At 66.9% G+C, this 24,616-nt stretch carries 24 protein-coding genes; 9 read left to right on the top strand and 15 right to left on the bottom strand.

Translation table 11 applies throughout. The annotated features are described in order from the left end of the window. The 8 genes from A5736_RS09305 to A5736_RS09270 all read right to left on the bottom strand — a co-directional run. Nucleotides 1-563: MCE family protein (locus A5736_RS09305; protein WP_139333215.1), on the bottom strand; the 563-nt coding region annotated here is incomplete at its 3' end. Continuing rightward, a complete protein-coding gene (locus A5736_RS09300) occupies nucleotides 560-1,624 on the bottom strand; it encodes a virulence factor Mce family protein (RefSeq protein ID WP_076122711.1) in 1,065 nt (354 codons plus the stop codon). The genes A5736_RS09300 and A5736_RS09305, both read right to left, overlap by 4 nt. Next, nucleotides 1,614-2,669 carry an MCE family protein gene (locus tag A5736_RS09295; RefSeq protein WP_076245756.1) on the bottom strand — a complete coding sequence of 352 codons (1,056 nt, stop codon included), beginning with the start codon at nucleotides 2,667-2,669 and terminating at the stop codon, nucleotides 1,614-1,616. The genes A5736_RS09300 and A5736_RS09295 overlap by 11 nt, the downstream gene beginning before the upstream one ends. Beyond that, entirely contained in the window at nucleotides 2,669-3,871 is a 1,203-nt protein-coding gene (locus A5736_RS09290; RefSeq protein ID WP_076245754.1) for an MCE family protein, read from the bottom strand. Before A5736_RS09290 ends, A5736_RS09295 begins: the two co-directional genes overlap by 1 nt. An 18-nt stretch (nucleotides 3,872-3,889) precedes the next feature. Then, complete coding sequence (locus tag A5736_RS09285; RefSeq protein ID WP_076122714.1) at nucleotides 3,890-4,735, bottom strand: ABC transporter permease; 846 nt, start codon at nucleotides 4,733-4,735, stop codon at nucleotides 3,890-3,892. A 19-nt stretch (nucleotides 4,736-4,754) separates the two neighbouring features. Then, nucleotides 4,755-5,519, bottom strand: a complete 765-nt coding sequence (locus tag A5736_RS09280) for an ABC transporter permease (RefSeq protein WP_076064244.1) — start codon at nucleotides 5,517-5,519, stop codon at nucleotides 4,755-4,757. Between the two features lie 236 nt (nucleotides 5,520-5,755). After that, nucleotides 5,756-6,670 (bottom strand): 3-oxoacyl-ACP reductase, encoded by a 915-nt coding sequence (locus tag A5736_RS09275; protein ID WP_076122715.1) that lies wholly within the window; start codon nucleotides 6,668-6,670, stop codon nucleotides 5,756-5,758. Between the two features lie 44 nt (nucleotides 6,671-6,714). Further along, entirely contained in the window at nucleotides 6,715-6,906 is a 192-nt protein-coding gene (locus A5736_RS09270; RefSeq protein WP_076122777.1) for a ferredoxin, read from the bottom strand. Nucleotides 6,907-7,108: 202 nt separating this feature from the next. Between A5736_RS09270 and A5736_RS09265 the strand changes: the two genes are divergently transcribed. From A5736_RS09265 to A5736_RS09250, 4 genes are read left to right on the top strand one after another with little or no spacing between them, the layout of a single operon-like run. Further along, nucleotides 7,109-8,290 carry an acyl-CoA dehydrogenase gene (locus A5736_RS09265; RefSeq protein WP_076245752.1) on the top strand — a complete coding sequence of 394 codons (1,182 nt, stop codon included), beginning with the start codon at nucleotides 7,109-7,111 and terminating at the stop codon, nucleotides 8,288-8,290. 17 nt (nucleotides 8,291-8,307) lie between these two features. Further along, on the top strand, nucleotides 8,308-9,405 hold the full coding sequence (locus tag A5736_RS09260; protein ID WP_076116178.1) for an acyl-CoA dehydrogenase family protein: 1,098 nt from the start codon (nucleotides 8,308-8,310) through the stop codon (nucleotides 9,403-9,405). Continuing rightward, nucleotides 9,398-10,912: a long-chain-fatty-acid--CoA ligase FadD17 gene (fadD17, locus tag A5736_RS09255; RefSeq protein WP_076245766.1), complete on the top strand. Its 1,515-nt coding sequence runs from the start codon at nucleotides 9,398-9,400 to the stop codon at nucleotides 10,910-10,912. The genes A5736_RS09260 and fadD17 overlap by 8 nt, the downstream gene beginning before the upstream one ends. A 4-nt stretch (nucleotides 10,913-10,916) precedes the next feature. Beyond that, nucleotides 10,917-11,630: a serine hydrolase gene (locus tag A5736_RS09250; RefSeq protein ID WP_076122717.1), complete on the top strand. Its 714-nt coding sequence runs from the start codon at nucleotides 10,917-10,919 to the stop codon at nucleotides 11,628-11,630. Here A5736_RS09250 and A5736_RS09245 read toward each other — a convergent pair. The 4 genes from A5736_RS09245 to A5736_RS09230 are packed head-to-tail and all read right to left on the bottom strand — an operon-like array spanning nucleotide 11,616 to nucleotide 16,424. Further along, nucleotides 11,616-13,166, bottom strand: a complete 1,551-nt coding sequence (locus A5736_RS09245) for an acetolactate synthase large subunit (RefSeq protein WP_076245751.1) — start codon at nucleotides 13,164-13,166, stop codon at nucleotides 11,616-11,618. The two genes, A5736_RS09250 and A5736_RS09245, sit on opposite strands and share 15 nt — an antisense overlap. After that, the gene (locus tag A5736_RS09240; RefSeq protein WP_076245749.1) at nucleotides 13,163-13,987 is read right to left on the bottom strand and encodes an amidohydrolase family protein; all 825 of its coding nucleotides are present in this window, start codon (nucleotides 13,985-13,987) and stop codon (nucleotides 13,163-13,165) included. Before A5736_RS09240 ends, A5736_RS09245 begins: the two co-directional genes overlap by 4 nt. 24 nt (nucleotides 13,988-14,011) lie before the next feature. After that, entirely contained in the window at nucleotides 14,012-14,779 is a 768-nt protein-coding gene (locus A5736_RS09235; RefSeq protein ID WP_076245748.1) for a fructosamine kinase family protein, read from the bottom strand. A gap of 4 nt (nucleotides 14,780-14,783) precedes the next feature. Beyond that, nucleotides 14,784-16,424 (bottom strand): acyl-CoA synthetase, encoded by a 1,641-nt coding sequence (locus A5736_RS09230; RefSeq protein WP_076064237.1) that lies wholly within the window; start codon nucleotides 16,422-16,424, stop codon nucleotides 14,784-14,786. A gap of 64 nt (nucleotides 16,425-16,488) precedes the next feature. Here A5736_RS09230 and A5736_RS09225 point away from each other — a divergent pair, with 64 nt between their 5' ends. Both A5736_RS09225 and A5736_RS09220 read left to right on the top strand, forming a co-directional pair. Next, nucleotides 16,489-17,301, top strand: coding sequence for a crotonase/enoyl-CoA hydratase family protein (locus tag A5736_RS09225; protein ID WP_076245746.1), 813 nt, complete (start codon nucleotides 16,489-16,491; stop codon nucleotides 17,299-17,301). 101 nt (nucleotides 17,302-17,402) lie between these two features. Next, nucleotides 17,403-18,242 carry a hypothetical protein gene (locus A5736_RS09220; RefSeq protein WP_076245744.1) on the top strand — a complete coding sequence of 280 codons (840 nt, stop codon included), beginning with the start codon at nucleotides 17,403-17,405 and terminating at the stop codon, nucleotides 18,240-18,242. A 58-nt stretch (nucleotides 18,243-18,300) separates the two neighbouring features. On the opposite strand, the gene A5736_RS09215 is transcribed toward A5736_RS09220, so the two are convergent. Genes A5736_RS09215 through A5736_RS09205 form a run of 3 tightly spaced genes read right to left on the bottom strand, consistent with a single transcriptional unit; the run spans nucleotide 18,301 to nucleotide 21,288 of the window. Further along, on the bottom strand, nucleotides 18,301-19,488 hold the full coding sequence (locus A5736_RS09215; protein ID WP_369805008.1) for a cytochrome P450: 1,188 nt from the start codon (nucleotides 19,486-19,488) through the stop codon (nucleotides 18,301-18,303). Between the two features lie 8 nt (nucleotides 19,489-19,496). Continuing rightward, entirely contained in the window at nucleotides 19,497-20,213 is a 717-nt protein-coding gene (locus A5736_RS09210; RefSeq protein WP_076245742.1) for an acetoacetate decarboxylase family protein, read from the bottom strand. A gap of 43 nt (nucleotides 20,214-20,256) precedes the next feature. Next, a complete protein-coding gene (locus tag A5736_RS09205; RefSeq protein ID WP_076245740.1) occupies nucleotides 20,257-21,288 on the bottom strand; it encodes an LLM class F420-dependent oxidoreductase in 1,032 nt (343 codons plus the stop codon). A 64-nt stretch (nucleotides 21,289-21,352) separates the two neighbouring features. Between A5736_RS09205 and A5736_RS09200 the strand changes: the two genes are divergently transcribed. Genes A5736_RS09200 through A5736_RS09190 form a run of 3 tightly spaced genes read left to right on the top strand, consistent with a single transcriptional unit; the run spans nucleotide 21,353 to nucleotide 24,614 of the window. Continuing rightward, nucleotides 21,353-22,348, top strand: a complete 996-nt coding sequence (locus A5736_RS09200) for a Zn-ribbon domain-containing OB-fold protein (protein WP_076245738.1) — start codon at nucleotides 21,353-21,355, stop codon at nucleotides 22,346-22,348. A gap of 14 nt (nucleotides 22,349-22,362) precedes the next feature. After that, on the top strand, nucleotides 22,363-23,427 hold the full coding sequence (locus tag A5736_RS09195) for a thiolase domain-containing protein (protein ID WP_076245736.1): 1,065 nt from the start codon (nucleotides 22,363-22,365) through the stop codon (nucleotides 23,425-23,427). Further along, nucleotides 23,427-24,614, top strand: a complete 1,188-nt coding sequence (locus A5736_RS09190; RefSeq protein ID WP_076245734.1) for a thiolase domain-containing protein — start codon at nucleotides 23,427-23,429, stop codon at nucleotides 24,612-24,614. Before A5736_RS09195 ends, A5736_RS09190 begins: the two co-directional genes overlap by 1 nt. The last annotated feature ends 2 nt before the right edge of the window (nucleotides 24,615-24,616 follow it).

Genomic DNA, 24,616 nt, shown 5'->3' with positions numbered 1-24,616 from the left:
GCTTGCGAAAGTTCACGCAGCGCGTTGTGGAACGATTCGCCCTTGCCGTCGAGCGTGTCGGCGGCCTGGTTGATCGCTCGTCCCAACGGACCCTGCGCCGACGCCGCCGTGGGACCGAGCTGTACGGCCAACTGGGTCAGGGCCTGTTTCACCTCGTCCCATTCCACCGGGACCGCGGTGTGATTCAGGTCGATGCTTCCGCCATCGGGCAGCGCCGCCCCACCGGTGTATGCCGGCGCGAGCTGAATGAACCGCGCCGACACCAGGTTGGGCGAGATGATGACGGCCTTGGCGTCCTTCGGGATTTTCACGTCCTTGGACACCGACATGGTGATCTTCACGTCGGACGGCCGCGGTTCGATCGTGTCGATCGAGCCGATCGGGACGCCGAGAACGCGCACCTGATCGCCGGGATAGAGACCGACGGCAGAGGTGAAGTAGCCGACGATCGTTCGGTTATTGCCTTGCGACGAAAGGACATACACGCCCCCCACCAGCACCGCGACGAGCGCGATGACGGTGGCGTAGCGCAGCCCCCGGCTGCCGGCGATCCGAGTGGTCATGGTGACTTCGGCCTGATCACCCAGCGTTCTTGAATCAGTCCACGCAGGTAGTCCGACAGGCTGGCCGGCAGCTTGCCGGGCTGGTAGAAGAAGTCGAACACCATCGCCATCATCGGCGCGGGGAGCACGCTGTAGACGTTGACGTTGAACCCGGGCCCGGAGCCGACCACCTCACCCAGTTCGGTGGCGTAGGTGGGCAGTCGTTTGAGGGCCTCGGTGATGTAGTCGCGGCGCTCGTTGAGATTGGAGAGCACCTGGTTCAGCTTGCTTAGGGCCGGGCCGAACTCTTTTCGGTTGTCGGCGACGAAACCGGAAATCTGTTGTGCCAACGGGCCGATACCCGCGATCAGCTGACCGATCGCGGCGCGCCGCTCGTCGAGCGCGGCGAACAACTCGTTACCGTCGTCGACCAGCCTATTGACCTGATCGGCGCGCTGCGCCAGCACCGACGTCACCGACTTCGCGTGCGCCAGCAGTCCCTGCAACGCTTCGTCACGGCGGTTCAGGGTACGGGACAGCGACGTCACCCCGTCCAGCGCGCCGCGCAGCTGCGGGGTGGCGTCGCGCAGCGTGTCGCTGAGCACGTTCAGGGACTGCTCGAACCGCGGCTTGTTCAGATCGTTCGCGTTTTGACCCAGATCCTCGAGCGCGCCGGCCAATGTGTAGGGGGTGGTCGTCCGGCTCAGCGGAATGGTGGTGCCCTTACCGGTGCCGGCCGGGGTCACGGAAATGGAGCGCTCGCCGAGGATGGTGTCGGTGCGGATGGCCGCGAGTGACTGGTCACCGACGGCGACGTGGCGGTCGACGCTGAAGGTCACCTTGGCGCTGTCCCCGGCCAGGCCGACGGACTGCACTTTGCCGACCTTCAAGCCCGAGACGTATACGGCGTTGCCGGGCGAGATGCCGCCGGCGTCACTGAAGTAGGCGTCGTACGTCTTGCCCTGCGGCCAAAACGGCAGCCCGGCGTAGCCGAAGGCGAGCAACACGACGCAGACCACCAGCACCACGCCGAAGATGCCGGTGCGCAGCGGGTCGCGGTCGCGCTTTCCACTACTTGACAAACGAGCACCTCCCCTTGCTGGGATCCACCTGGCCACCCATGTTTATCAAGATGTCACTGCCCGCCGGTCCGTTGATCTTGAGCGAGACCGAGCAGAAGTAGATGTTGAAGAACGACCCGTAGGCGCCGAGCGCCGCCAGCCGCAGGTAGTCCTCGCCCAGCTGCTCAACGTCGTTGTTTACCTCGGCCTTTCGGTTGTCGAGCTCGGTCGCGAGCGGCCGGGTATTTTCCAGGATGCCCTGCAGGGGCCGGCGCGAATTCTTCAGCAGCTCCGTCAAATCCGTCGTGGTCGACGCCAGCGGCGGGATGGCGCCGGCGATCACGTCCTTGTTCTTGGCCAGTCCGCTGATCAATTGCTGCAGCTGGTCGACGCTGGCGGAGAACTGTGCGCTCTTTTGGTCGACGGTTCCCAGCACCGTGTTGAGGTTGTTGATGGTGTCACCGATGAGTTGGTCGCGCTGCCCCAGCGCCGTCGAGAACGCACTGGTATCGGCCAGCACGTTCGACAACGCTCCACCCTGGCCCTGCAGCAACTGGATGACCGCGCTGCTGATGGTGTTGACCTTCTCGGCGTCCAGGCCCTTGACCAGCGGCCGCAGCCCGCCCAACAGCGCATCGAGATCCAGCGCGGGTTGGGTGTGTTGGGCATTGATCGTGCCGCCCGGCGCCAGCTTGCGCAGTTCCCCGGGCCCGGAGGTGATTTCGAGGAACCGGTCACCGACCAGGTTTTCGTATCGGATCACCGCACGCGTCGACGAATACAGGGTGTAACGCTGGTCGACACCGAATTTCACGTCAATGGTGTTGTCGGGGTTGAGCTTTACGCCGGACACCGAGCCGACTGGCACGCCGGCGATGCGTACCTTCTGGCCGGCCTTCAGCTTGGTCACGTCGATAAAGGTTGCGTGGTAGGTGTTTTCGGAACCGAACCGCAAATCACCGAAGATCACCACCAGACCCGAGGCCACGATCAGCATCGCCACGGCGAAGATGCTGACCTTGATCACCATCGACCGGTGCGACGGCATGCCCGCGGTGGCCGCCATCAGAAGTCATCCCGTTCCGCGAAGGCGCCATGGAACAAGAACTGCAGCGTCGAGGGTGCGTCGAACTGAAGTTCGGTGAACGGCTCGTACGGGACGTTGGCGTTGTCGGTGACCAGGAAAGGCGCGCGGTAGAACGATCCGCCGGTCTGCTTGGTCGGGATGTCGGGCAGACCGCGGCAGTTCGGGCCTCCGGAGGCGTTGACGATCGGCAGCGACTCCGGATAGGTGTACGAGGGCGCGCCCAGCACGAAGCTCGAGGACGTGAACAGACCCGCCTTGCGGACACCGAGCAGCGGGGCGAATTCCTTGATACCGCGCTCGATACCGGCGAACAGGCAGCCGAATTCCGGCGAGTAGTCGTGGGCCACCTTGATCGGGGCCCGCAGCCTGTTGATGGCGTCGATCAAGTTCTGCTCGGCCGGCGCCAACGTATCGTAGGCGTTGTTTGCCAGACCGATCGTTGCCAGCAGCGTGTCGTTGAGGTCCTTCTGTTTGTCGACGACCGTCCGGTTGATCGTCGGCAGGTTGTCGAACACGGTATTCAGGTCGGGTGCGGCGTCGGCGTAGTTGTTGGTGACGATGCCGGTCTTGCGGAAGTCCTCTTGCAGGGCGGGCAGCTTCGGGTTCGATTGCCGCGCCAGCGTATTCAGTCCGGAGAGCAGCGAGCCGAAGTCGTCACCGTGGCCGCGCAAGCCTTCGGCCAGCGCGCTGAGCGTCCCGTTCAACTCGACCGGGTCGATCTTGTGCAGCAGGTTGATCAGCGACTGGAACAAGGTGTTGACTTCCAGCGACACCGCCGAGGCCTCCACATGCGCGTCGGGGCGCAGCGTCGTCGGCGAGGGCGTCTGGGGCGGAATGAATTCCACCGACTTGGCCCCGAAGATGGTGTTGCCCGCGATGTGTACCGCCGCGTTAGACGGGATGAAGTGCATCTGGTCGCTGTTGATGGCCAGCGTCAGCCGGGCCTGGTCGCCGCTGTAGCTGATGTCGGAGACCTTGCCGATCTGAAGGCCCCGGTATTTGACCTTGGCGCCCTTGTCCATGACCAGTCCGGCCCGCGGCGCCGAGACGGTGACCGTGTCGATCGAGGCGAAAGCCGCCGTGTAGGAGAGGTAAGTCCCGACGGTGAACGCCACTATCAAGCCGGCCAGCAGCGCTGCTGCCAGCCGGACGGTGCTACGTCGCGATTCGCCTTCTGCCATGTCTTTTAAGCGGTCCTCTTATCCGGAGAGGTTGAAGTTACCGGACGCGCCATAAACGGCGAGCGAGATGAACAAAGTAATGACGACGACGACGATCAGCGAGGTGCGCACGGCCTGGCCGACCGCGATGCCCACGCCGACCGGTCCGCCATGGGCGTTGTAGCCGTAATAGGTATGGACGAGCATCACCGCGATGGACATCACGATCGCCTGCAGGAACGACCACAACAGGTCCGACGGGATGAGGAAGGTATTGAAGTAGTGGTCGTAGAGGCCTTTGGATTGCCCGTTGATGTACACGGTGGTGAACCGGGCGGCAAAGAACGCGGCGAGCACCGACAGCGAGTACAGCGGAACGATCGCGATGAGACCGGCGATCAAGCGTGTCGACACCAGGTAGGAAACCGAGTGCACCGCCATGCATTCGACGGCGTCGATCTCTTCGGATACCCGCATGGCACCCAGTTGCGCGGTGGCGCCGGCACCGATGGTGGCCGCCAGCGCGATGCCCGCGATCACCGGGGCGACCACGCGGACGTTGAGGAATGCCGAGAGGAAGCCGGTCAGCGCCTCGATACCGATATTGCCCAGTGACGCATAGCCTTGCACGGCGATGACCCCACCGGAGGCCAGCGTCAGGAAGGCCGCGACGCCGACCGTGCCACCGATCATGACGAGCGCGCCTGCGCCCATCGTCATCTCGGCAACGTTGCGGATCGTCTCCTTGCGGTAGCGGGTGAGCGCGTTAGGGACGTAACGAATGGTTTCGCCGAAGAACAGGGCCTGCTCGCCGAAGTCGTCAACCGGCCCTTGGAGCACCCGCGACACCGCATTGCGTAACCGGTAAGTGATGTCGTAGCTCATCGGTTGCCCACTCGTCTCATCACTTAGCCGTAATCCGCACGCCGATGGCGGTCATGACCACGTTGATGACGAACAGGCAGATGAACGCGTAGACGACGGTTTCGTTGACGGCATTGCCGACGCCCTTGGGCCCGCCCTTGACGGTGAGGCCGCGGTAACACCCGACGAGGCCGGCCATCACACCGAACAGCAGCGCCTTCACTTCGGCGAGCACCAGCTCGCGCAGCCCGGTGAGAACCGTCAGCCCGTTGATGAACGCGCCGGGGTTGACGCCCTGAAGGAAGACGGAGAACACATAGCCGCCGGACAAACCGATCGCGCACACCAGACCGTTGAGCAACAGCGCGACCACGGTGGACGCCAAAACCCTTGGGACGACGAGCCGTTGGATCGGGTCGATGCCCAGCACCCGCATCGCGTCGATTTCCTCGCGGATGGTGCGGGCACCCAGGTCGGCGCAGATCGCGGTGGCCCCGGCCCCGGCCACGACGAGGACCGTCACCACCGGGCCCAGCTGGGTGATGGTGCCGAATGCCGTTCCGGCGCCGGATAAGTCGGCCGCACCGATTTCGCGCAGCAGGATGTTGAGGGTGAATGCCACCAGGACGGTGAAGGGGATGGACACCAGCAGGGTGGGGACCAGTGAGACGCGGGCGATCATCCACGTCTGGTCCAGAAACTCGCCGAATTGAAACGGCCGGCGGAAAGCCGCGCGGCCCGTATCGATCATCATCTCGAAGAACCCGCCGACAGCGCGAGCGGGCACCGCAAGTTGCTCTCTCAACTCAGGCACCCCCCTCTGCTGCTCGCGGCGAAGCCTATGTTTCGCCTTAGCGCGGCCTTCGGACACAAGCGGCTCGGAGTGAGCCGGATCATATTAACTCAGAGAAAGTGCACGCTGTCAATGAACAGCATTTCTCTATCCAAAACGTTAATTTGTCCAGGTCAGGCCGTTGCGCCGTTATCAATCTGACACATGTTCTACTGGCCGATTCCCCCCCGTCGACTAGCCCTACATCGCTATTGCTCCATCAGCCCAGTCGCGGAAAAATTCTTTTCCGAATCACGTCCAGCAAAGTAATCCTGCAACGTATTGCTCAGTGCAGCCGGGTCCCAGGCCGCTCCCTCGGCGATGAACCTGTGCTCAGCGGTCGGTGCCGCAACCAACGTCACCTGAGGACCGTAAACGATGAACACCTGCCCGTTGACCTCCGCGGCGGCGGGCGATGACAGGAACTGGACCAGGTTCACCACGTGCTCCGGCGACAGCGGGTCGACGCCGCCTTCCTCTATATCTGGTGCGTCGCCGAACACGTCGGCCGTCATGGCGGTGCGGGCCCGCGGACAGATCGCGTTGGCGCAGACCCCGTAACGGCCCAGCGCCCGGGCGGCCGTCAAGGTCAGCGAGATGATGCCCGCCTTGGCGGCCCCGTAGTTGGCCTGCCCTACGGGCCCCACCAGGCCCGCCTCTGACGCGGTGTTGACGATCCGGCCGAAGACCGATCCGCCCGCGTCCTTGGCCTTGGAGCGCCAGTAGGTGGCCGCGTTGCGCGTGAGCAGGAAATGGCCGCGCAGATGAACCGCGATGACGAGGTCCCATTCCTCGTCGGACATGTTGAACAGCATCCGGTCGCGGGTGATCCCGGCGTTGTTCACCACGATGTCCAGGCCGCCCAGGCCGTCGGCCGTGGCCACCAGCTCGTCGGCGGTCGCGCGCTGGCTGATGTCGCCGGCAACGGCGACGGCTTTGGAGCCGGCGGCGCTGATCTCGTCGATGACGTCGGAAGCGTCCAGCGCGGTGGCGATGTCGTTGACGACGACGGTGGCGCCCAGCCGGGCCAGGCCCAGCGCCTCGGCCCGTCCCAGCCCCGCGGCCGCACCGGTCACCACCGCGACCTTTCCGGATAGATCGGTCGCGTTCGTGCTGCTAGTCAATTTATGAATACCTCTAGTTTCGGGTTACCGGTGCCGGTCGCGGCCTAGCCCTCGCGCAGCAACGCAGCGCGCGGGCATTCGGCGATCGCCTGCTCGGCCAGTTGTTCTTGGTCGGAGGGAATCGGATCGGTCTTCACGACCGCATAGTCCTCATCGTCCAGGTCGAAGATATCCGGCGCGATTCCCAAGCACACCGCGTTACCTTCACACCGGTCACGATCGACGATCACCCGCACGGCACCCTCCTTGAACCTGGCCTTCAACCTGAGCACGCGCCCCATCGGTAGGTAGCTCCACCATAGGGCCCCGGTGCGTCTGGCGAAACGGTCGCTGGATTCCCAGACTAGAACGTGTTACAACCGGGAAGACGAACGGGTAGCCGTTGGTCGAGCTGCGGCCGCCAGAATGGCCGGTCATGTTGAACAAAGGACGGCTGGAATGCGCATCAGTTACACCCCTGAACAGGAGGAGCTGCGTCGCGAGCTGCGGTCGTACTTCACCACGCTGATGACCCCCGAGCGCCGCGAGGCGCTGAGCTCGACGCAGGGCGAAATCGGCGTCGGCAACGTGTACCGGGAGACGGTCGCGCAGATGGGCAAGGACGGCTGGCTCACCCTGAACTGGCCCAAGGAGTACGGCGGCCAGGACCGGTCCCCGATGGACTCGTTGATCTTCACCGACGAGGCCGCGATCGCCGGGGCGCCGGTGCCGTTCCTGACTATCAACAGCGTGGCGCCGACGATCATGGCCTTCGGCACCGACGAGCAGAAGAAGTTCTTCCTGCCCAAGATCGCGGCCGGCGACCTGCACTTCTCGATCGGTTACTCCGAGCCGGGCGCCGGCACCGACCTGGCCAACCTGCGCACCACCGCGGTCCGCGACGGCGACGACTATGTGGTCAACGGCCAGAAGATGTGGACCAGCCTGATTCAGTACGCGGACTACGTCTGGTTGGCGGTGCGCACCAACGCCGAGGCGAAAAAGCACCGGGGCATTTCGGTGCTGATCGTCCCGACGACCGCGGACGGCTTCTCCTGGACGCCGGTACACACCATGGCCGGCCCCGACACCAGCGCCACCTACTACTCCGACGTCCGAGTGCCGGTGACCAACCTGGTCGGCGAGGAGAACGGCGGCTGGAAGCTGGTGACCAACCAGCTGAACCACGAGCGGGTCGCCCTGGTCTCGGCGCAGCCCATCATCGTGGCCCTGCGCGAGGTCCGTGAGTGGGCGCAGCACACCAAGGACGCCAGCGGGGCCCGGCTCATCGACGCGGAGTGGGTGCAGCTCAACCTTGCCCGCGTGCACGCCAAGGCCGAGGTTCTCAAGCTGATCAACTGGGAGCTGGCGTCGGCGGCGAGTGAGAACCTGGGGCCGGCCGACGCGTCGGCGGCCAAGGTGTTTGGCACCGAGCTGGCCACCGAGGCCTACCGGCTGCTGATGGAGGTCCTAGGCACCGCGGCGACGCTGCGTCCGGACTCGCCGGGTGCGCTGTTGCGCGGCCGCGTCGAGCGGATGCACCGGGCGTGCCTGATCCTCACCTTCGGGGGCGGTACCAACGAAGTGCAGCGCGACATCATCGGGATGGTCGCGCTGGGATTGCCCCGAGCCAGCCGCTGAATTAAGGACGAACATTCATGGATTTCACGACAACCGAAGCGGCGAACGACCTCGGTGGGCTGGTCGACACCATCGTGGACGCGGTGTGCACACCGGAACACCAGCGCGAGCTGGACGGGCTTGACCAACGGTTCGACCGCGAGCTGTGGCGCAAGCTCGTCGACGCCGACATCTTGACCAGCGCGGCGCCGACGGCGCTGGGCGGCGACGGTTTCGGCGTGCTCGAGCAAACGGCCGTGCTGGTCGCGCTAGGCCACCAACTGGCCGCGGTGCCCTACCTGGACTCGGTCGTCCTGGCCGCCGGGGCGTTGGCCCGGTTCGGCTCCGAGGAACTGCAGCAGCAGTGGGGCGCGCCGGCGGTCAGCGGGGAGAAGATCCTCACGGTCGCCCTCGACGGCGAGATGGGTGAGGGGCCGGTCCAGGCCGTCGCCGCCGGCGATGGCTACCGCCTCACCGGCACTCGCACCCAGGTCGGCTTCGGGCCGGTCGCGGACGCATTTCTGGTTCCCGCCCAGACCGATTCCGGCGCCGCCGTCTTTCTGATCGCTGCCGACGACCCGGGCGTCACGGTGACCGCGCTGCAGACCACGGGCTTGGGCAGCGTGGGGCAGCTGACGCTGGACGGGACCGAGGTGGGCGCGGGCCGGAAGGTCGGCGGCGCCGAGGTAGTGGTCTGGCTCGAGACGCTTGCCACCCTGGGCCGCAGCGCGTTTCAGCTCGGCGCGCTCGAGCGGGGACTGCAGATGACGGCCGAATACGCGCGCACCCGCGAGCAGTTCGACCGGCCGATCGGCAGCTTCCAGGCCGTCGGGCAGCGGCTGGCCGACGGATACATCGACGTCAAGGGACTGCGGCTGACGCTCACGCAGGCGGCCTGGCGCGTCTCGGAAGATCTGCCGGCGGACATCGACGTGGCCAGTGCGGCGTTCTGGGCCGCCGATGCCGGACATCGGGTGGCGCACACCATCGTGCACGTGCACGGCGGCGTCGGCGTCGACACCGATCACCCGGTGCACCGCTATTTCCTGGCCGCCAAAGAGACCGAGTTCGCGCTGGGCGGCGCGACCGGCCAGCTGCGTCGGATCGGCCGTGAGCTGGCGGAAACCCCTGCCTAGCGCCGCGGGTGACCTCACGGTCACCAACCTGCTGGTGCCGCTGGCTGAGATCGACGACCGGGGTGTCTACTTCGAGGATTCGTTCACCAGCTGGCGTGATCACATCCGGCATGGCGCCGCGATCGCGGCAACGCTGCGCGAACGTCTCGACCCCGCGCGACCGCCGCACGTCGGCGTGCTGCTGGAAAACACGCCGTTCTTCTCGGCAATGTTGGTCGCGGCCGGGATGTCGGGGATCGTGCCGGTCGGCCTCAATCCCGTGCGCCGCGGCGAGGCGCTGGCCCGCGATATCGATCGCGCCGACTGCCAGCTGGTCCTCGCCGATGCGAAATCGGCTGCCACACTGGGCGATACCGAGCACCTCAACGTCGACTCCGCCGAATGGGCCGACGAGGTGGCCGCGCACTCCGACGCCGAACCCAGCTTCCAGTCCGCCTCAGCCGCCGACCTTTTCATGCTGATCTTCACGTCGGGCACCAGCGGTGATCCCAAGGCGGTGAAGTGCAGCCACGGCAAGGTCGCGATCGCCGGCGTGACGATGACACAGCGATTCGATCTCGGCCGCGACGACGTCTGCTATGTGTCGATGCCGTTGTTCCACTCCAACGCGGTGCTGGTGGGCTGGTCGGTGGCGGCGGCGTGCCGGGGGTCAATGGCCTTGCGGCGCAAGTTCTCCGCGTCGAACTTCCTGGCCGATGTTCGCCGGTACGGCGCCACCTACGCCAACTACGTCGGCAAGCCGTTGTCGTATGTTCTTGCCACGCCCGAGCGGCCCGACGATGCGGACAATCCGCTGCGGGCGGTGTACGGCAACGAGGGCGTGCCCGCCGACGTCGAGCGCTTCGGACAACGGTTCGGCTGTGTGGTGCAAGACGGATTCGGTTCCACCGAGGGCGGGGTGGCCATCGCGCGCACCCCCGACACCCCGCCCGGCGCGTTGGGTCCGCTCACCGAGGGGCTCGACATCGTCGACCCCGACACCGGCAAGCCGTGCCCGGCAGGAGTGGTCGGCGAGCTGGTGAACACGGCCGGGTCGGGCCGTTTCGAGGGGTATTACAACGACGAGGCCGCCGAGGCCGAGCGGCTGGCCGGCGGCATCTATCACAGCGGCGACCTCGCCTACCGCGACGAGTCCGGCTACGCCTACTTTGCTGGGAGACTTGGCGATTGGATGCGGGTCGACGGCGAGAACCTCGGCGCGGCGCCGATCGAGCGGGTGCTGCTGCGCTATCCTGATGCGACCGAGGTGGCGGTGTACGCGGTGCCCGATCCGGTCGTCGGTGACCAGGTGATGGCGGCGCTGGTGCTGGCGCCCGGGAGCGAGTTTGACCCCGAGAAATTCCGGGCCTTCCTGGCCGAACAACCGGACTTAGGACCCAAGCAGTGGCCGTCGTACGTCAGGGTCAGCGCGGAGCTGCCGCGGACGGTGACCTTCAAGGTGCTGAAGCGCCAGTTGTCGTCCGAGGGTGTCGACTGCGGCGAACCCGTCTGGCCGATCCGCCGGTAAGCACATGACGTCCCGCCCCCTCGAGCTCGCGCTGGAAGCGAGTTTCGAACAACTTGCCGCCGCGGTGCCCGCGAGCGTCGGCATCGCGATCGCCCGCCCGGACCGCACGTACTCGCTGGGCCGGTGGTGGTCCGGTGTCGCGTGGTCGACGATCAAAGTGCCGCTGGCGATCGCGGCGTTGCGCAGTGACTGGTTGCGCGCCAAAGACCTGGCCGTGAAGGCCATCACGGAATCCGACAATCGCGCGTCCGAGCAGTTGTGGTCCGGCCTGGGCGATCCGGCGGACGCGGCACGACTAGTGCAGGGCGTCATCGCCGAGGGCGGCGACACGGCCACCGTGGTCGAATCGCGCCGACTTCGCCGCGGCTACACGGCATTTGGCCAAACACCGTGGACCCTGCAGCGGCAGGCGCGATTCGCCGCCGAGCTGACGTCTATCCCCGACGCGGGCGACGTCGTCGACCTGATGCAGCGCCTCACCGCTAGCCAGCAATGGGGCCTGGCCGCCAAAGGCCTTGCGGCGAAGGGCGGTTGGGGCCCGGGGGTAAATGGTGACTATTTGGTCCGGCAGTTCGGGATCGTCCCCACACCGTCCGGGCAATGGGGCGTGGCGCTGGCGGCCGAGGTCCACGATGGGGTGTTCGAGACGGGCGTCGAGGTCCTCAACGCGCTGTCGGAATGGCTCCTCAGCCGAATCCCCGGGCTAGCGCGTTATTGACGGGACGACGGCGTCGATCAGGTGCGGCCCGGGTTCGGCGAAGGCCGCTTGCAGGGCATCGGCGAATTCCTCCACGGTGGTGACGCGGCGGGCCGGAACACCCATCCCTTCGCTGATCTTGACGAAATCCATTGTCGGGCGCGATAAGTCGAGCAGGTCCAGCGCTCTGGGGCCGGGCGCAGACCCGGCGCCCACCCGGGCCAGCTCGATCCGCAGGATGTCGTAGGCGCTGTTGTCGTAGACGACGGTGGTCACGTTGAGGTTTTCCCGCGCCTGGCTCCACAGGCCCGAAATCGTGTACATGGCTGACCCGTCGGACTCCAGGCACAGCACCGGACGCTCGGGCGCGGCGACCGCGGCGCCGACCGCGGTCGGGATGCCGTAGCCGATCGCCCCACCGGTCAGCGTCAGCCAGTCATGGGCCGGCGCGCCGGCGGTAGCCTGCGGCAGCAGCACGCCCGAGGTGTTCGCCTCGTCGACGACGATCGCCCGTTCCGGCAGCAGCGCGCCGATCACGTCGGCCGCCGACGCGGAGGTCAGCTGCCCGGTCGGCAGCTGCGGGCGCGACGGGGCCGCCACTTCCGCGACGGTCCCGGGCGCGATCTCGTCGGCCAACGCGGCCAGCGCGCCGGCCGCGCCGCTGTGTGCGGCGAGCGTGTGGACCTCGCAGCCCGCCGGGACCAGGTCGCTGGGCATCCCCGGGTAGGCGAAGAAGGACACCGGCGACTTGGCGCCGGCCAGCACCAGGTGTTTGGCGCCGTCCAGCTGGGCCGCGGCGGCCTCGGCGAAGTACGCGAGCCGCTCGACGGCGGGCACGCCGGCGCCTCGTTCCAGCCGCGTCGGGAACGTCTCGCAGAGCAGGCGCGCGCCCGTCGCCGCGGCGATCCGTGCGGCCGCGGCCAGCCCGGGCCCGCGGGTGGCGTCCCCGCCCAGCATGATCACCGCGGGCTCCCCCGACCGCAGCACCTCCAGCACCCGGGGCGCCAGGAGCGGATCGACACCCGCGGGTTGCGCGGGCGCCACCTTGGCGGGCTCGGCGCCGTCCGACCAGGACGCGTCCGCGGGCAGGATCAGGGTGGCAATGCACGAGCCCGACCGGCTGGCCGCGATGGCCTCGGCCGCGTCGGCGGCGACATCGCCGGCCCCGCCCGTCCGGCGCACCCATCCCGAGACGCTGCCGGCCAGCGCGTCGATGTCGGATTCCAATGGCGCGTCGTACTTCTTGTGATAGGTGGCGTGGTCGCCGACGACGACCACCATCGGCACCCGGGCCCGGCGCGCGTTGTGCAGGTTGGCCAGGCCGTTGCCCAATCCGGGACCCAGATGGAGCAGCACCGCCGCCGGCCGGTCGGCGATGCGCGCGTAACCGTCGGCCGCGCCGGTGGCGACGCCTTCGAAGAGGGCCAGCACACCGCGCATCCCCGCGACGTCGTCGAGAGCGGCAACGAAGTGCATTTCCGAGGTGCCCGGGTTGGCGAAGCACACGTCGACGCCGCCGTCGACCAGGGTGTTGATCAGGGCCTGGGCACCGTTCATTTGACTGCCTCCAGTTTGAAGACCCGTTCGGCATTGCCGCGCAGAAAGGCGCGGCGAGCCGCGTCGTCGAGCCCGAGTTCGTCGAGCCCCGCGAGCGCGTGGGCGTGGGCGATCATCGGGTAGTTGGTGCCGAACAGGACTTTGCGTTGTCCGGTAGGAGTTTTCATGAAGCGGACGAGCTCTTGCGGGAACCTTTTGATCGTGTAGGCCGAGGTGTCGATGTAGACGTTCTCGTGCTTGCGGGCGACGGCGACCATCTCCTCGGTCCATGGATAGCCGACGTGCCCGCACACGATCACCAACTCCGGAAAGTCGAGGGCCACCTGGTCGATGTAAGGGATGGGGCGTCCGGTCTCCGACGGCCGCAGCGGGCCGGTGTGACCGACCTGGGTGCAGAACGGCACGCCGGATTCGACACATTCGGCGAACAGCGGGTAGTAGCGCCGATCGGTGGGCGGCGCGTTCCACAGCCAGGGCACCACCCGCAGCCCCACGAATCCCTCGCTCACTCGGCGCCTCAGCTCGCGGACCGCCTCCATCGGGTGATCGAGATCGACCGCGGCCAGGCCGGCAAACCGGCTCGGGTGCAACCGAATCCATTCGGCGACCTCGTCGTTGGAGACGAGATCCAGGCCCCCGGGCCCGCGCCACGCGCTGAGCAGGCCCAGCCCCACGTCGGCGGCATCCATCGACGCGACGGTCGCGTCGATCGGGATGTCGCCGTCCGGGATGGTGCCACCGGTCCAGCGTCGCAGCGAGGCCAGCATGTCGCTGCGCAGGAACCGCGCGGTCGGATGCTGCATCCACACGTCGATCGTCATCGAGATTTGACTCTAGCCCGGCGTTCAGGCGGCCAGCGCGGCGCGGGCGGCGGCGCGCGTCTGCTCCGCATATCCGCCGCCGTAGAGCACGACGTGCGCCAGCAGCGGAAAGAGCTGGTGCAACCCAATGCGGTTGCGCCAGCCGGGTTTCAGCGATCGCACCTCCTGATAGCCCGCGAGGACGATGTCGTAGTGCGGGCAGCCGAACAGCGCAAGCATCGCCAGGTCGGTCTCGCGGTGCCCCGCGTGCGCGGCCGGATCGATCACGACCACCCCGCCGGGCGTCCACATCACGTTGCCGCTCCACAAATCACCGTGCAGCCGGGCGGGTGGGTCGTCGTCGTCGAAGTCGCCGGCACGGCAGCGCGCCGCCACGGAATCGACCGCGTCGCGCGTCGATGCGTCCAGCCGGGGCGCCGCGAGTTCGGCCATCGGGGCCAATCGCTCGTCGGCGTAGAAATCACCCCAGCGCCGGTGCCGCCGCAACGACATCGGCAAGGGCTGGGATAGCGGCCCGAAGAACCCGGGCCCCTCCCACCCGTCGGGACCCGCGCCGAACGCCGCGCCACCCGCGTCGTGCGTGACGGCGAGCCGGTTGCCGAACACGCGCGCCGCCTCGCGGCTCGGGGCCGCCGACTCGAGCCGCCGCAGGGTCAGGCTGGTCGCGTCGAAAGAAACAACCTGCGCGCAGGGCACGCCGCCGTCGACGCTCGCAAGCCAGCGCAGTCCGGCCGCTTCCCAGCCGAAGTAGCCGGCGGGCGCGCCCGCGTGCTGTTTGACGAAGTCGGTCAGGGCGTCAGGCAGTTACGTGAGCGGCATGCACGTCGTCGGCGGGCCGCGCCTCGGTCTGTTCCTTGGCCCAGCGGTAGTCGGGTTTGCCGGCCGGTGAGCGCTTGACCTCGTCGACGAGCCAAAGGCTGCGCGGCACTTTGTATCCCGCGATCTCGGAGCGGACGAAGCCGTCCAGCTCCGACAGCGTCGGCCGCGAGCCCGGCCGGGCCTGTACGACGGCGGCGACGTGCTGGCCGTAACGGGGGTCGGGAACCCCGACCACCAAGGCGTCGAAGACGTCGGGGTGGGCCTTGAGCGCGGCCTCGACCTCTTCGGGGTAGATCTTCTCGCCGCCGCTGTTGATCGACACCGATCCGCGGCCCAGCATCGTGACGGTGCCGTCCTCCTCGACCAGCGCCCAGTCTCCGGGGATGGCGTAGCGCACGCCGTTGATGGTCTTGAACGTCTCGGCGGTCTTCTTCTCGTCCTTGTAGTAGCCGACGGGAATGTTGCCTTTCTTGGCGATGAAGCCCCGCACGCCCGAGCCCGGCTTGACCTCGTTGCCCTCCTCGTCGAGGACGACGGTGCGGTGGTCGATCGTCACCCGCGGGCCGCCGCTGTGCGGCGCGTCCTTGGCGACGATGCTGGTGCCGCCGAAGCCGGTCTCCGAGGAGCCGATGGAATCGGTGATCACCCGGTTGGGCAGCAGCTCCACCAGCTTCTCCTTGATGCTCGGCGAGAACAGCGCCGCGGTGCTGGCAAGCACGAACAGCGACGACAGGTCATAGTCGTTGTCCTTCTCGAGCGCATCGAGCAACGGCCGCGCCATCGCGTCGCCGGTGAAGAACAACATGTTGACCTTGTGTTTGTGAATCGTGCGCCATACCTCGTCAGCGTTGAATTCCGGTGCGAGCACGGTGGTTTGGCCGGCGAAGAGCGCCATCCAGGTGGCCGACTGGGTGGCACCGTGGATCATCGGCGGAATCGGATACCGGACCATCGGCGGGTTCTCGGTGGCGCCCTTGGCGAGGTCGTACTCGTCCTTGACGAATTCGCCTGTGGCGAAGTCGGTTCCGCCGAGCAGCACCCGGTAGATGTCCTCGTGGCGCCACATCACGCCCTTCGGGAAGCCGGTGGTGCCGCCGGTGTACAGCAGGTAGATGTCGTCGGCGCTGCGTTCGCCGAAGTCCCGCTCGGGCGCGCCCTGCGCGATCGCCGCGTAGAACTCGACGCCGCCATAGCGCTGGTAATCGTTGTCGCTGCCGTCCTCGACGACCAGGATCGTCTTAACGTTCGGCGTCTCCGGCAGCACGTTGGCCACACGGTCGGAGTACTGGCGCTCGTGCACCAGCGCGACCATGTCGGAGTTGTCGAACAGGTAGCGCAGTTCGCCCTCGACGTAGCGGTAGTTGATGTTCACCAGGATCGCGCCCGCCTTGACGATGCCGAGCATCGCGATGACGATCTCGATGCGGTTGCGGCAGTAGAGCCCGACCTTGTCGTCCTTCTTCACCCCCTGGTCGATCAGGTAGTGCGCCAGGCGGTTGGCCTTCTCCTCGAGTTGCGCGTAGGTCAGCTTCTCGTCGCCGCAGATCAGGGCGACACGGTCGGGCACAGCGTCAATGGCGTGCTCTGCGAGATCGGCAATATTCAGGGCCACGGCCACCAAATTAGAACGTGTTACATTTCTTGACAAGCTCGTCCCCCATGTCGACGGAAAGGCGGTAGCCGTGGCCGACGCTCCAGCAAACGAACAGACGGGTCCCGACGCGCTGGTCGAGCAGCGCGGCCACACCCTGATCGTCACGTTGAACCGGCCACACGCCCGTAACGCGCTGAGCACGGAAATGATGGAGATCATGGTCCAGGCCTGGGATCGCGTCGACAACGACGACGACATCCGGTGCTGCATCCTCACCGGGGCCGGTGGCTATTTCTGCGCGGGCATGGACCTCAAGACAGCAACCAAAAAGCCGCCGGGCGATTCATTCAAGGACGGCAGCTACGACCCGTCGCGGATCGAAGCCCTGCTGAAGGGCCGCCGGCTGACCAAACCACTGATCGCCGCCGTCGAAGGTCCCGCGATCGCGGGCGGAACCGAGATCCTGCAGGGCACCGACATCCGCGTCGCCGGGGAAAGCGCCAAGTTCGGCATCTCGGAGGCCAAGTGGAGCCTGTACCCGATGGGGGGGTCGGCCGTGCGGCTCGTGCGGCAGATCCCGTACACGGTGGCGTGCGACCTGCTGCTGACCGGGCGCCACATCACCGCCGCCGAGGCGAAGGAGATGGGCCTGATCGGCTACCTCGTCCCCGACGGGCAGGCGCTGACGAAGGCGCTGGAGATTGCCGAGCTCATCGAGAACAACGGTCCCCTGGCCGTGCAGGCGATCCTGCGAGCGATCCGCGAGACGGAGGGCCTCAACGAGAACGACGCCTTCAAGATCGACACCCAGATCGGCATCAAGGTGTTCCTGTCCGACGACGCCAAGGAAGGGCCGCGGGCTTTCGCCGAGAAACGCAAGCCCAACTTCCAAAACCGCTAACCCGTTGCGCCGAACGTGTACTCAGGGCGGTTTTTTGGCCATTTCCTCGCCTTGAGAACACGTTCGGCGAGGTTGTCGGTGCCGATAGGCACACTTCGCGCATGCAGGGACCATTCGTCGGCAGCGAGGCGCTCGCATCGGGCGCACTGACGCGTCACCAGCTGCGCAGCCGATATGTCTCGCTGCATCCGGACATCTACGTGGCATGCGGCACAAACCTCACCGCGGTACAGCGAGCCCACGCTGCCTGGCTGTGGTCGCGGCGGCGTGGGGTCGTCGCCGGCCTCTCGGCATCGGCACTGCATGGCGCCAGGTGGGTGGATGATCGGGCGCCGGCGCAGTTGCTGTACGAGCACCGTCGTCCGCCGGCCGGCATCCACACCTGGTCGGACACCATCGCGGACGACGAGACCCAAGCCATCGGTGAAATGCCCGCAACCACCCCGGCCCGTACCGCGTTCGACCTGGCCTGTCGTTATCCCGTCGGCAAAGCCGTGGCCGCTACCGATGCGCTGGCCCGAGCAACCGGGCTGAAGGTTGCCGATGCCGAATTGATCGCCGAACGGTACAAAGGCCACCGAAACATCCGGCGCGCGCGGCGTGCGCTGACCCTCGTCGACCCGGGAGCGCAGTCACCGCAAGAAACGTGGCTCCGACTACTGGTCATCGAGGCCGGTTACCCACCCCCACAGACCCAGCTACCGGTCCAAGGCGAGTATGGAGAGCTTGTCGCCGTTGTCGACATGGGTTGGGACGACATGAGAATCGCGCTCGACTACGAGGGACTCCACCACTGGACCGATCCCGAGCAATTCCGCAGGGACGTCGAGCGCTTCGAAGCGCTAGCGGAGCTGGGTTGGATCGCAATCCGGGTCACGGCCGGAAACACGCGCGGCGGCATCCTGGCGCGGCTGGCCGCGGCCTGGGCCCGCCGAACGTGAAGTCACGGTGAAAATTTGGCCCGATTCTCGCCCTGAGAACACGCTCGGCGCGCGGGGCTTAGCCCAGGGCTGCGCTCGGGGTGAACGCGACCGGCATCTTCTCGAGGCCGGACACGAAGTTCGCGGGCCGCAGGGGCAGCGCGGCATCGGATGCCAGCCGCAAATCCGGAAGCCGTTGCAGCAGGCGAGATTGCATGATCGACAGCTCCAGCCGGGCGAGCTGGTTGCCGAGGCAGAAGTGCGTCCCGAAGCCGAACGCGAGGTGGTTGTTCGGGTAGCGCTCGATGTCGAAGCTCTCCGGGTCGTCGAAAACCTTCTCGTCGAAGTTCGCCGACTCGAACAGCAGGATCATCTTCTCGCCCTGATGCAGCGGAGTGCCGTGGAACTCGGTGTCGGCGGTGATTGTGCGCGCCATGTTCTTCACCGGCGCGGTCCAGCGCAGCATCTCTTCGATCGCGTTGGGCAGCAGCTCCAGGTCGTTGACCAGACGGCGGTGCTGATCGGGGTGCAGCAGCAGCTGCCTCGTCCCGCCGGACAGCGTGTGGCGAGTGGTCTCGTCGCCACCGATCAGCAGCAGCAGCACCTCGGTGACGATCTGGTGGTCCTCCAGGCGTGATCCCTCGACCTCCGCGTGCACCAGGACGCTGACCAGGTCGTCGGTCGGCTCCTCCTTGCGCGCGGCGATCATCCCCATCATGTATTCGGTGTAGGCGGCGAAGGCATCCATGGACACTTGGAAATCCTCTTGCGCGGCGGTGCTGCTCAAGAAGCTGACCAAGTCGTCGGACCACTTGAGGAACATCTTGCGTTCCTCCGGGCGGACTCCGAGCATGTCGCCGATGACCGCCATCGGCAGCGGCGCGGCCAGGTCCCAGACGAAGTCGCACTCGCCGCGTTCACACACCGCGTCGATCAGCGTGTCGCACAGCGAAACGATCTTGGCCTCTTGGTCTTTGACTCGCTTGCGGGTGAAACCGGAGTTGACGAGCTTGCGGCGCAACAGATGTTGCGGATCGTCCATCTCGATCATCATCTCGACGCCGTCCTGGTCGGGTCGGATGCCACCGGCATTGGAGAACAGCTCGGGGTTGCGCTCGGCGTCGATCACGGCCTGATACGTCGACGCGGCGGCCAACCCGTTGCGGTCGCGAAAGACGGGCTCGTTCTCCCGCATCCAGCGGTAGACGGCTCGGGAGTCACCGGCGTAGAAAGCGCCGTCGGTGAGGTCGACGTCGGGTCTGGTCATCGCGGTCGTCATGAGATCTCCTGAGCGTCGCCGAATGTCATCTGTACGTTCTCCACGGAGCTGGACAGCATCGCGCGCTTCGGAAGGCCCAGCGACGCCAGCTCTTTCGCGTACGGGTGATCGCCCAGCCGGACGCGCACCCCGCCGAACCGCGTGCGCACGCCGTCAAGCGTGTGTTCGAACGCCGTCTCGCGGGTGACACCGTCGCGGTGAGAGTAGGTGCGCTGCTGCTGCTGGCGCGGGCTCAGCGAAAACGGCAGGCCGCGACCGAATTCCATGTCGATCACCAGTTGACCGTCGACGGTGCAGTCGAACCCGAACTGGCGGCCCTCGCGAACGGTGAAGTCCGCCATGACTTTCGGGTAACCCCAGATCTTCGTTCCGGCCTCCAGCGTGAACGGCTGGTCGACGGGCAGGTGGTGGATGAAGGCGCCCGCCGACTGCAGCGCGCGCGGCCCGCTCGCGTCCGATCCGGGCGGGTTGACCATGACGCTGGTCCCGAACTCGTGGTACTGGCCGAGGTCGCCGTCGATGTAGTGCATCAACATCAGGACCACGATCGCGCGCCCGGGCAGGTAACGGCAGACCCGCAGGCCGCTGTAGTCGATCATCCGCTGGGCGGCGCCGGCGTCCACCGAGAACATCGCCATGTGCTGGGCCGCCTTGCGAATCCGTACCGGCATCGTCAGTACGGTGCCCGCGATGGTGTGCTGCGAGGCTGTCATCGGGCCAATCTAGAACGCGTTCTATTCGTTCGGCAATACCCCGCTAGACCAGGGTGGCAAGCTCGCTGATCTGCGCGGCAGTGCGCCCGTTGACCACCATCATGGTCACGCCCGCGGCCTCCCACACCTTGACCTGCTCACGCACGTAGTCAATGTCGCCGACGATCGCGGCGTCGTCGACGAGTTCGTCCGGGATGATCTCCGCGGCCTTGTCCTTCTGGTTGCTGCGGAAGAGTTTCGTCACCTCGTCGACGACCTCGGCGTAGCCCATCCGGCGGTAGACGTCGGCGTGGAAGTTGGTGTCCTCGGCGCCCATGCCGCCCATGTAGAGGGCAAGATAGGGCTTCATCGCCGCGAAGGCGGCGCTGCGGTCGTCGGTGATGACGATGGTGGCCGTCGCACAGACCTCGAAGTCCTCCCGGCTGCGGCGCGCCCCGGGCCGGGCGAACCCCTCGTCGAGCCATTCGTTGTACATGCCGGCCAGCCGCGGGGTGTAGAAGATAGGCAGCCAGCCGTCGCAGATCTCGGCTGCCAGCGCGATGTTCTTCGGCCCCTCGGCGCCCAGCATGATCGGGATGTCGGCGCGCAGCGGGTGGGTGATGGGCTTGAGCGCCTTGCCCAGGCCGGTCGTGCCCTCTCCGCTCAGCGGCAGCGGGTAGTGGGGGCCGTCGCTGGTCACCGGCTTCTCCCGGGCCCAGACCTGCCGCAGGATGTCGATGTACTCCCGGGTGCGGGCCAGCGGCTTGGGGAATCGCTGGCCGTACCAGCCCTCCACCACCTGCGGGCCGGATACGCCGAGGCCGAGGATGTGCCGGCCGCCGGACAGGTGATCGAGGGTCAGCGCCGCCATCGCGCAGGCCGTCGGGGTGCGCGCGGACAGCTGGATCACCGACGTGCCCAGCCGCAGCCGCTGCGTCGACGAGCCCCACCAGGCCAGCGGGGTGTAGGCGTCGGATCCCCACGCCTCGGCGGTGAACACGGCGTCGAAGCCGGCCGACTCTGCCGCGGCGACGAGTTCCCCGGCGTTCTCCGGCGGCGAAGCGCCCCAATACCCCAGCTGCAAACCCAGCTTCATGACGTTCGCCCTTCCAGCCGACCCGATGTTGAAACCATTCTTAGAACCTGTTCTACTCGAAGGCGTGACACCCAGTTCGAGCGGCCCGACCCTGATCGATCACCCTGAGCCACCACTCTCCGCGCCACTGACGTTGTCCTTCGACTACACCCGTTCGGTCGGCCCCACGCTGAGCAAGTTCTTCACCGCCCTGCGTGAGCGCCGCATCCTCGGGGTGCGCGGATCCGATGGCCGGGTCCATGTACCTCCGGCGGAATATGACCCGGTTACCTATGAGCCGCTGGGCGAGATGGTACCGGTGTCGGCAGTCGGCACCGTCGTGTCCTGGGCCTGGCAGCCAGAGCCGCTGGAAGGCCAGCCGCTGGACCGCCCCTTCGCCTGGGCGCTGATCAAGCTCGACGGCGCCGACATCCCACTGCTACACGCAGTGGATGCGGGCGAACCCGGGGCCATCCAGCGCGGCGCCCGGGTACACGTGCACTGGGCCGACGAGCCGGTGGGTGCGATCACCGACATCGCGTACTTCGCCCTGGGCGGGGAAGCCGAGCCGGTGCCGGAGCAGCCCGAGGGCCACCGGGAACCGGTCAACGTGATCGTCACGCCCATCGAGATGACGATCCAGCACACCGCCTCGCACGAGGAAAGCGCGTACCTGCGCGCCATCGCCGAGGGCAAGCTGCTGGGCGCGAAGACCGGCAAAAACGGCAAGGTCTATTTCCCGCCGCACGGCGCGGATCCCGCCACCGGCCAGCCCACCACCGAGTTCGTCGAGCTGCCCGACAAGGGCACGGTGACGACGTTCGCGATCATCAACATCCCGTTCAAGGGTCAGCGCATCAAACCGCCCTACGTGGCGGCCTATGTGCTGCTCGACGGCGCCGACATCCCGTTCCTGCATCTGGTCGCCGATATCGACGCGCACGAGGTGCGGATGGGTATGCGCGTCGAGGCGGTGTGGAAACCTCGCGAGGAGTGGGGTTTTGGCATCGACAACATCGAGTACTTCCGGCCGACCGGCGAACCCGACGCCGACTACGACACCTACAAGCACCACCTGTAAAGGGCTTACCTGCAATGAGCGCTCGCAACGTTGCGGTCGTCGGCTTCGCCCACGCCCCGCATGTCCGCCGCACCGACGGCACCACCAACGGCGTCGAGATGTTGATGCCGTGCTTCGCCGAGCTCTACGAGGAACTCGGCATCTCCCAGGCCGACATCGGCTTCTGGTGTTCAGGTTCTTCGGATTACCTTGCCGGGCGGGCCTTTTCGTTCATCTCCGCGATCGACTCGATCGGCGCGGTGCCGCCGATCAACGAATCGCACGTCGAGATGGACGCGGCCTGGGCCCTCTACGAGGCCTACATCAAGATCCTGACCGGCGAGGTCGACACCGCGCTGGTGTACGGCTTCGGCAAGTCCTCGGCCGGAACCCTGCGCCGTGTCCTGTCGCGGCAAACCGACCCCTACACCGTCGCGCCGCTCTGGCCGGACTCGGTGTCGATCGCGGGGCTACAGGCCCGCATCGGAATCGACGCCGAGAAGTGGAGTTTCGAGCAGATGGCGCGCGTCGCCCTGGATTCCTTCGCGCAGGCCAAACGAGTGGACTCCGTCGAATCCCCGATCACCATCGACGATTTGCTCGACCGGCCTTTCTTTGCCGACCCCCTGCGGCGCCACGACATCGCTCCGATCACCGACGGTGCCGCGGCGATCGTGCTCGCGGCCGACGACCGCGCCCGTGAACTGCGCGAAAACCCGGCCTGGATCACGGGAATCGAACATCGCATCGAGACGCCGGTGCTGGGCGCGCGCGACCTGACCGAGTCGCCGTCGACGACGGCCGCGACCAAGGCGGCCACCGGCGGAAACATCCGCAACCTCGACGTCGCCGAAATCCATGCGCCCTTCACCCATCAGCACCTGATCATCGCGGAGGCGATCCGGATTCCGGGGGCGACGAAGGTCAATCCGTCCGGCGGCACGCTGTCGGCCAACCCGATGTTCGTCGCCGGTCTTGAGCGGATCGGATTTGCGGCCCAACATATCTGGGATGGGTCGGCCGAGCGCGTGTTGGCGCATGCCACCAGCGGGCCGGCGCTGCAACAGAACCTAGTCGCGGTCATGGAAGGGAAGAACTGATGGCCGGTGCGGGAGCGGTCCTCGCCGCGGTGCTGGGTACCGGGCAGACCAAGTATGTCGCCAAGCGGCAAGACGTTTCGATGAACGGCCTGGTGCGTGAGGCCATCGACCGGGCGCTGGCCGACTCTGGGTCCACTTTCGATGACATCGACGCCGTCGTGGTCGGCAAGGCGCCCGACTTCTTCGAGGGCGTGATGATGCCGGAGCTGTTCATGGCCGACGCAATGGGAGCCACCGGCAAGCCACTGATCCGGGTGCACACCGCGGGCTCGGTGGGTGGGTCTACCGGTGTGGTGGCCGCGAGCCTGGTCCAGTCGGGGAAGTACCGGCGCGTGCTGGCGATGGCCTGGGAAAAGCAGTCGGAATCAAATGCCATGTGGGCGTTGTCGATTCCGATCCCGTTCATCAAGCCGGTCGGTGCCGGCGCGGGCGGCTATTTCGCCCCGCACGTTCGGTCGTACATCCGCCGCTCGGGCGCTCCGTTGAACATCGGCGCCATGGTCGCGGTGAAGGACCGGCTCAACGGCGCCCGCAATCCGCTTGCGCACCTGCACCAGCCCGACATCACCCTGGAGAAGGTGATGGAGTCCCCCATGCTGTGGGACCCGATCCGCTACGACGAGACGTGCCCGTCTTCCGACGGCGCGGCCGCGGTCGTCATCGGCAATGAGGAAATCGCAGAATCCCGTCTGGCGCAAGGACATCCGGTGGCCTGGATCCATGCGACGGCGCTGCGCACCGAACCGCTGCAGTTCTCGGGCCGCGATCAGGTCAGCCCGCAAGCTGGGCGCGACGCGGCCGCTGCGCTGTGGAAGGCGGCCGGCATCACCAGCCCGATCGACGAGATCGACGCCGCCGAGATCTACGTGCCGTTCTCGTGGTTCGAGCCGATGTGGTTGGAAAACCTCGGGTTTGCGCCCGAGGGCGAGGGCTGGAAGCTCACCGAGGCCGGCGAAACCCGGATCGGCGGACGGCTTCCGGTGAACCCGTCGGGCGGCGTGCTGTCGTCGAACCCGATCGGCGCGTCGGGCCTGATTCGCTTCGCCGAGGCGGCGATCCAGGTGATGGGCAAGGCCGGCGATCACCAGGTGCCGGGCGCGCGAAAGGCGTTGGGGCATGCCTACGGCGGCGGCTCGCAGTACTACTCGATGTGGGTGGTCGGCGCCGACAAGCCCGAAAGGGGTTGACA

Source organism: Mycobacterium sp. SP-6446 (genome assembly GCF_001954045.1).
GTDB lineage: Bacteria > Actinomycetota > Actinomycetes > Mycobacteriales > Mycobacteriaceae > Mycobacterium.
This window is presented reverse-complemented; position numbering and strand designations above follow the sequence as displayed.

Coding starts and splice junctions, on each gene's coding strand:
- A5736_RS09285 (WP_076122714.1), bottom strand. CDS start 4,735: ATGAGCTACGACATCACTTACCGGTTACGCAATGCGGTGTCGCGGGTG.
- A5736_RS09265 (WP_076245752.1), top strand. CDS start 7,109: ATGCGCATCAGTTACACCCCTGAACAGGAGGAGCTGCGTCGCGAGCTG.
- A5736_RS09205 (WP_076245740.1), bottom strand. CDS start 21,288: ATGAAGCTGGGTTTGCAGCTGGGGTATTGGGGCGCTTCGCCGCCGGAG.
- A5736_RS09240 (WP_076245749.1), bottom strand. CDS start 13,987: ATGACGATCGACGTGTGGATGCAGCATCCGACCGCGCGGTTCCTGCGC.
- A5736_RS09220 (WP_076245744.1), top strand. CDS start 17,403: ATGCAGGGACCATTCGTCGGCAGCGAGGCGCTCGCATCGGGCGCACTG.
- A5736_RS09295 (WP_076245756.1), bottom strand. CDS start 2,669: ATGGCGGCCACCGCGGGCATGCCGTCGCACCGGTCGATGGTGATCAAG.
- A5736_RS09190 (WP_076245734.1), top strand. CDS start 23,427: ATGGCCGGTGCGGGAGCGGTCCTCGCCGCGGTGCTGGGTACCGGGCAG.
- A5736_RS09195 (WP_076245736.1), top strand. CDS start 22,363: ATGAGCGCTCGCAACGTTGCGGTCGTCGGCTTCGCCCACGCCCCGCAT.
- A5736_RS09210 (WP_076245742.1), bottom strand. CDS start 20,213: ATGACAGCCTCGCAGCACACCATCGCGGGCACCGTACTGACGATGCCG.
- A5736_RS09250 (WP_076122717.1), top strand. CDS start 10,917: ATGACGTCCCGCCCCCTCGAGCTCGCGCTGGAAGCGAGTTTCGAACAA.
- A5736_RS09215 (WP_369805008.1), bottom strand. CDS start 19,488: ATGACCAGACCCGACGTCGACCTCACCGACGGCGCTTTCTACGCCGGT.
- A5736_RS09260 (WP_076116178.1), top strand. CDS start 8,308: ATGGATTTCACGACAACCGAAGCGGCGAACGACCTCGGTGGGCTGGTC.
- A5736_RS09290 (WP_076245754.1), bottom strand. CDS start 3,871: ATGGCAGAAGGCGAATCGCGACGTAGCACCGTCCGGCTGGCAGCAGCG.
- A5736_RS09245 (WP_076245751.1), bottom strand. CDS start 13,166: ATGAACGGTGCCCAGGCCCTGATCAACACCCTGGTCGACGGCGGCGTC.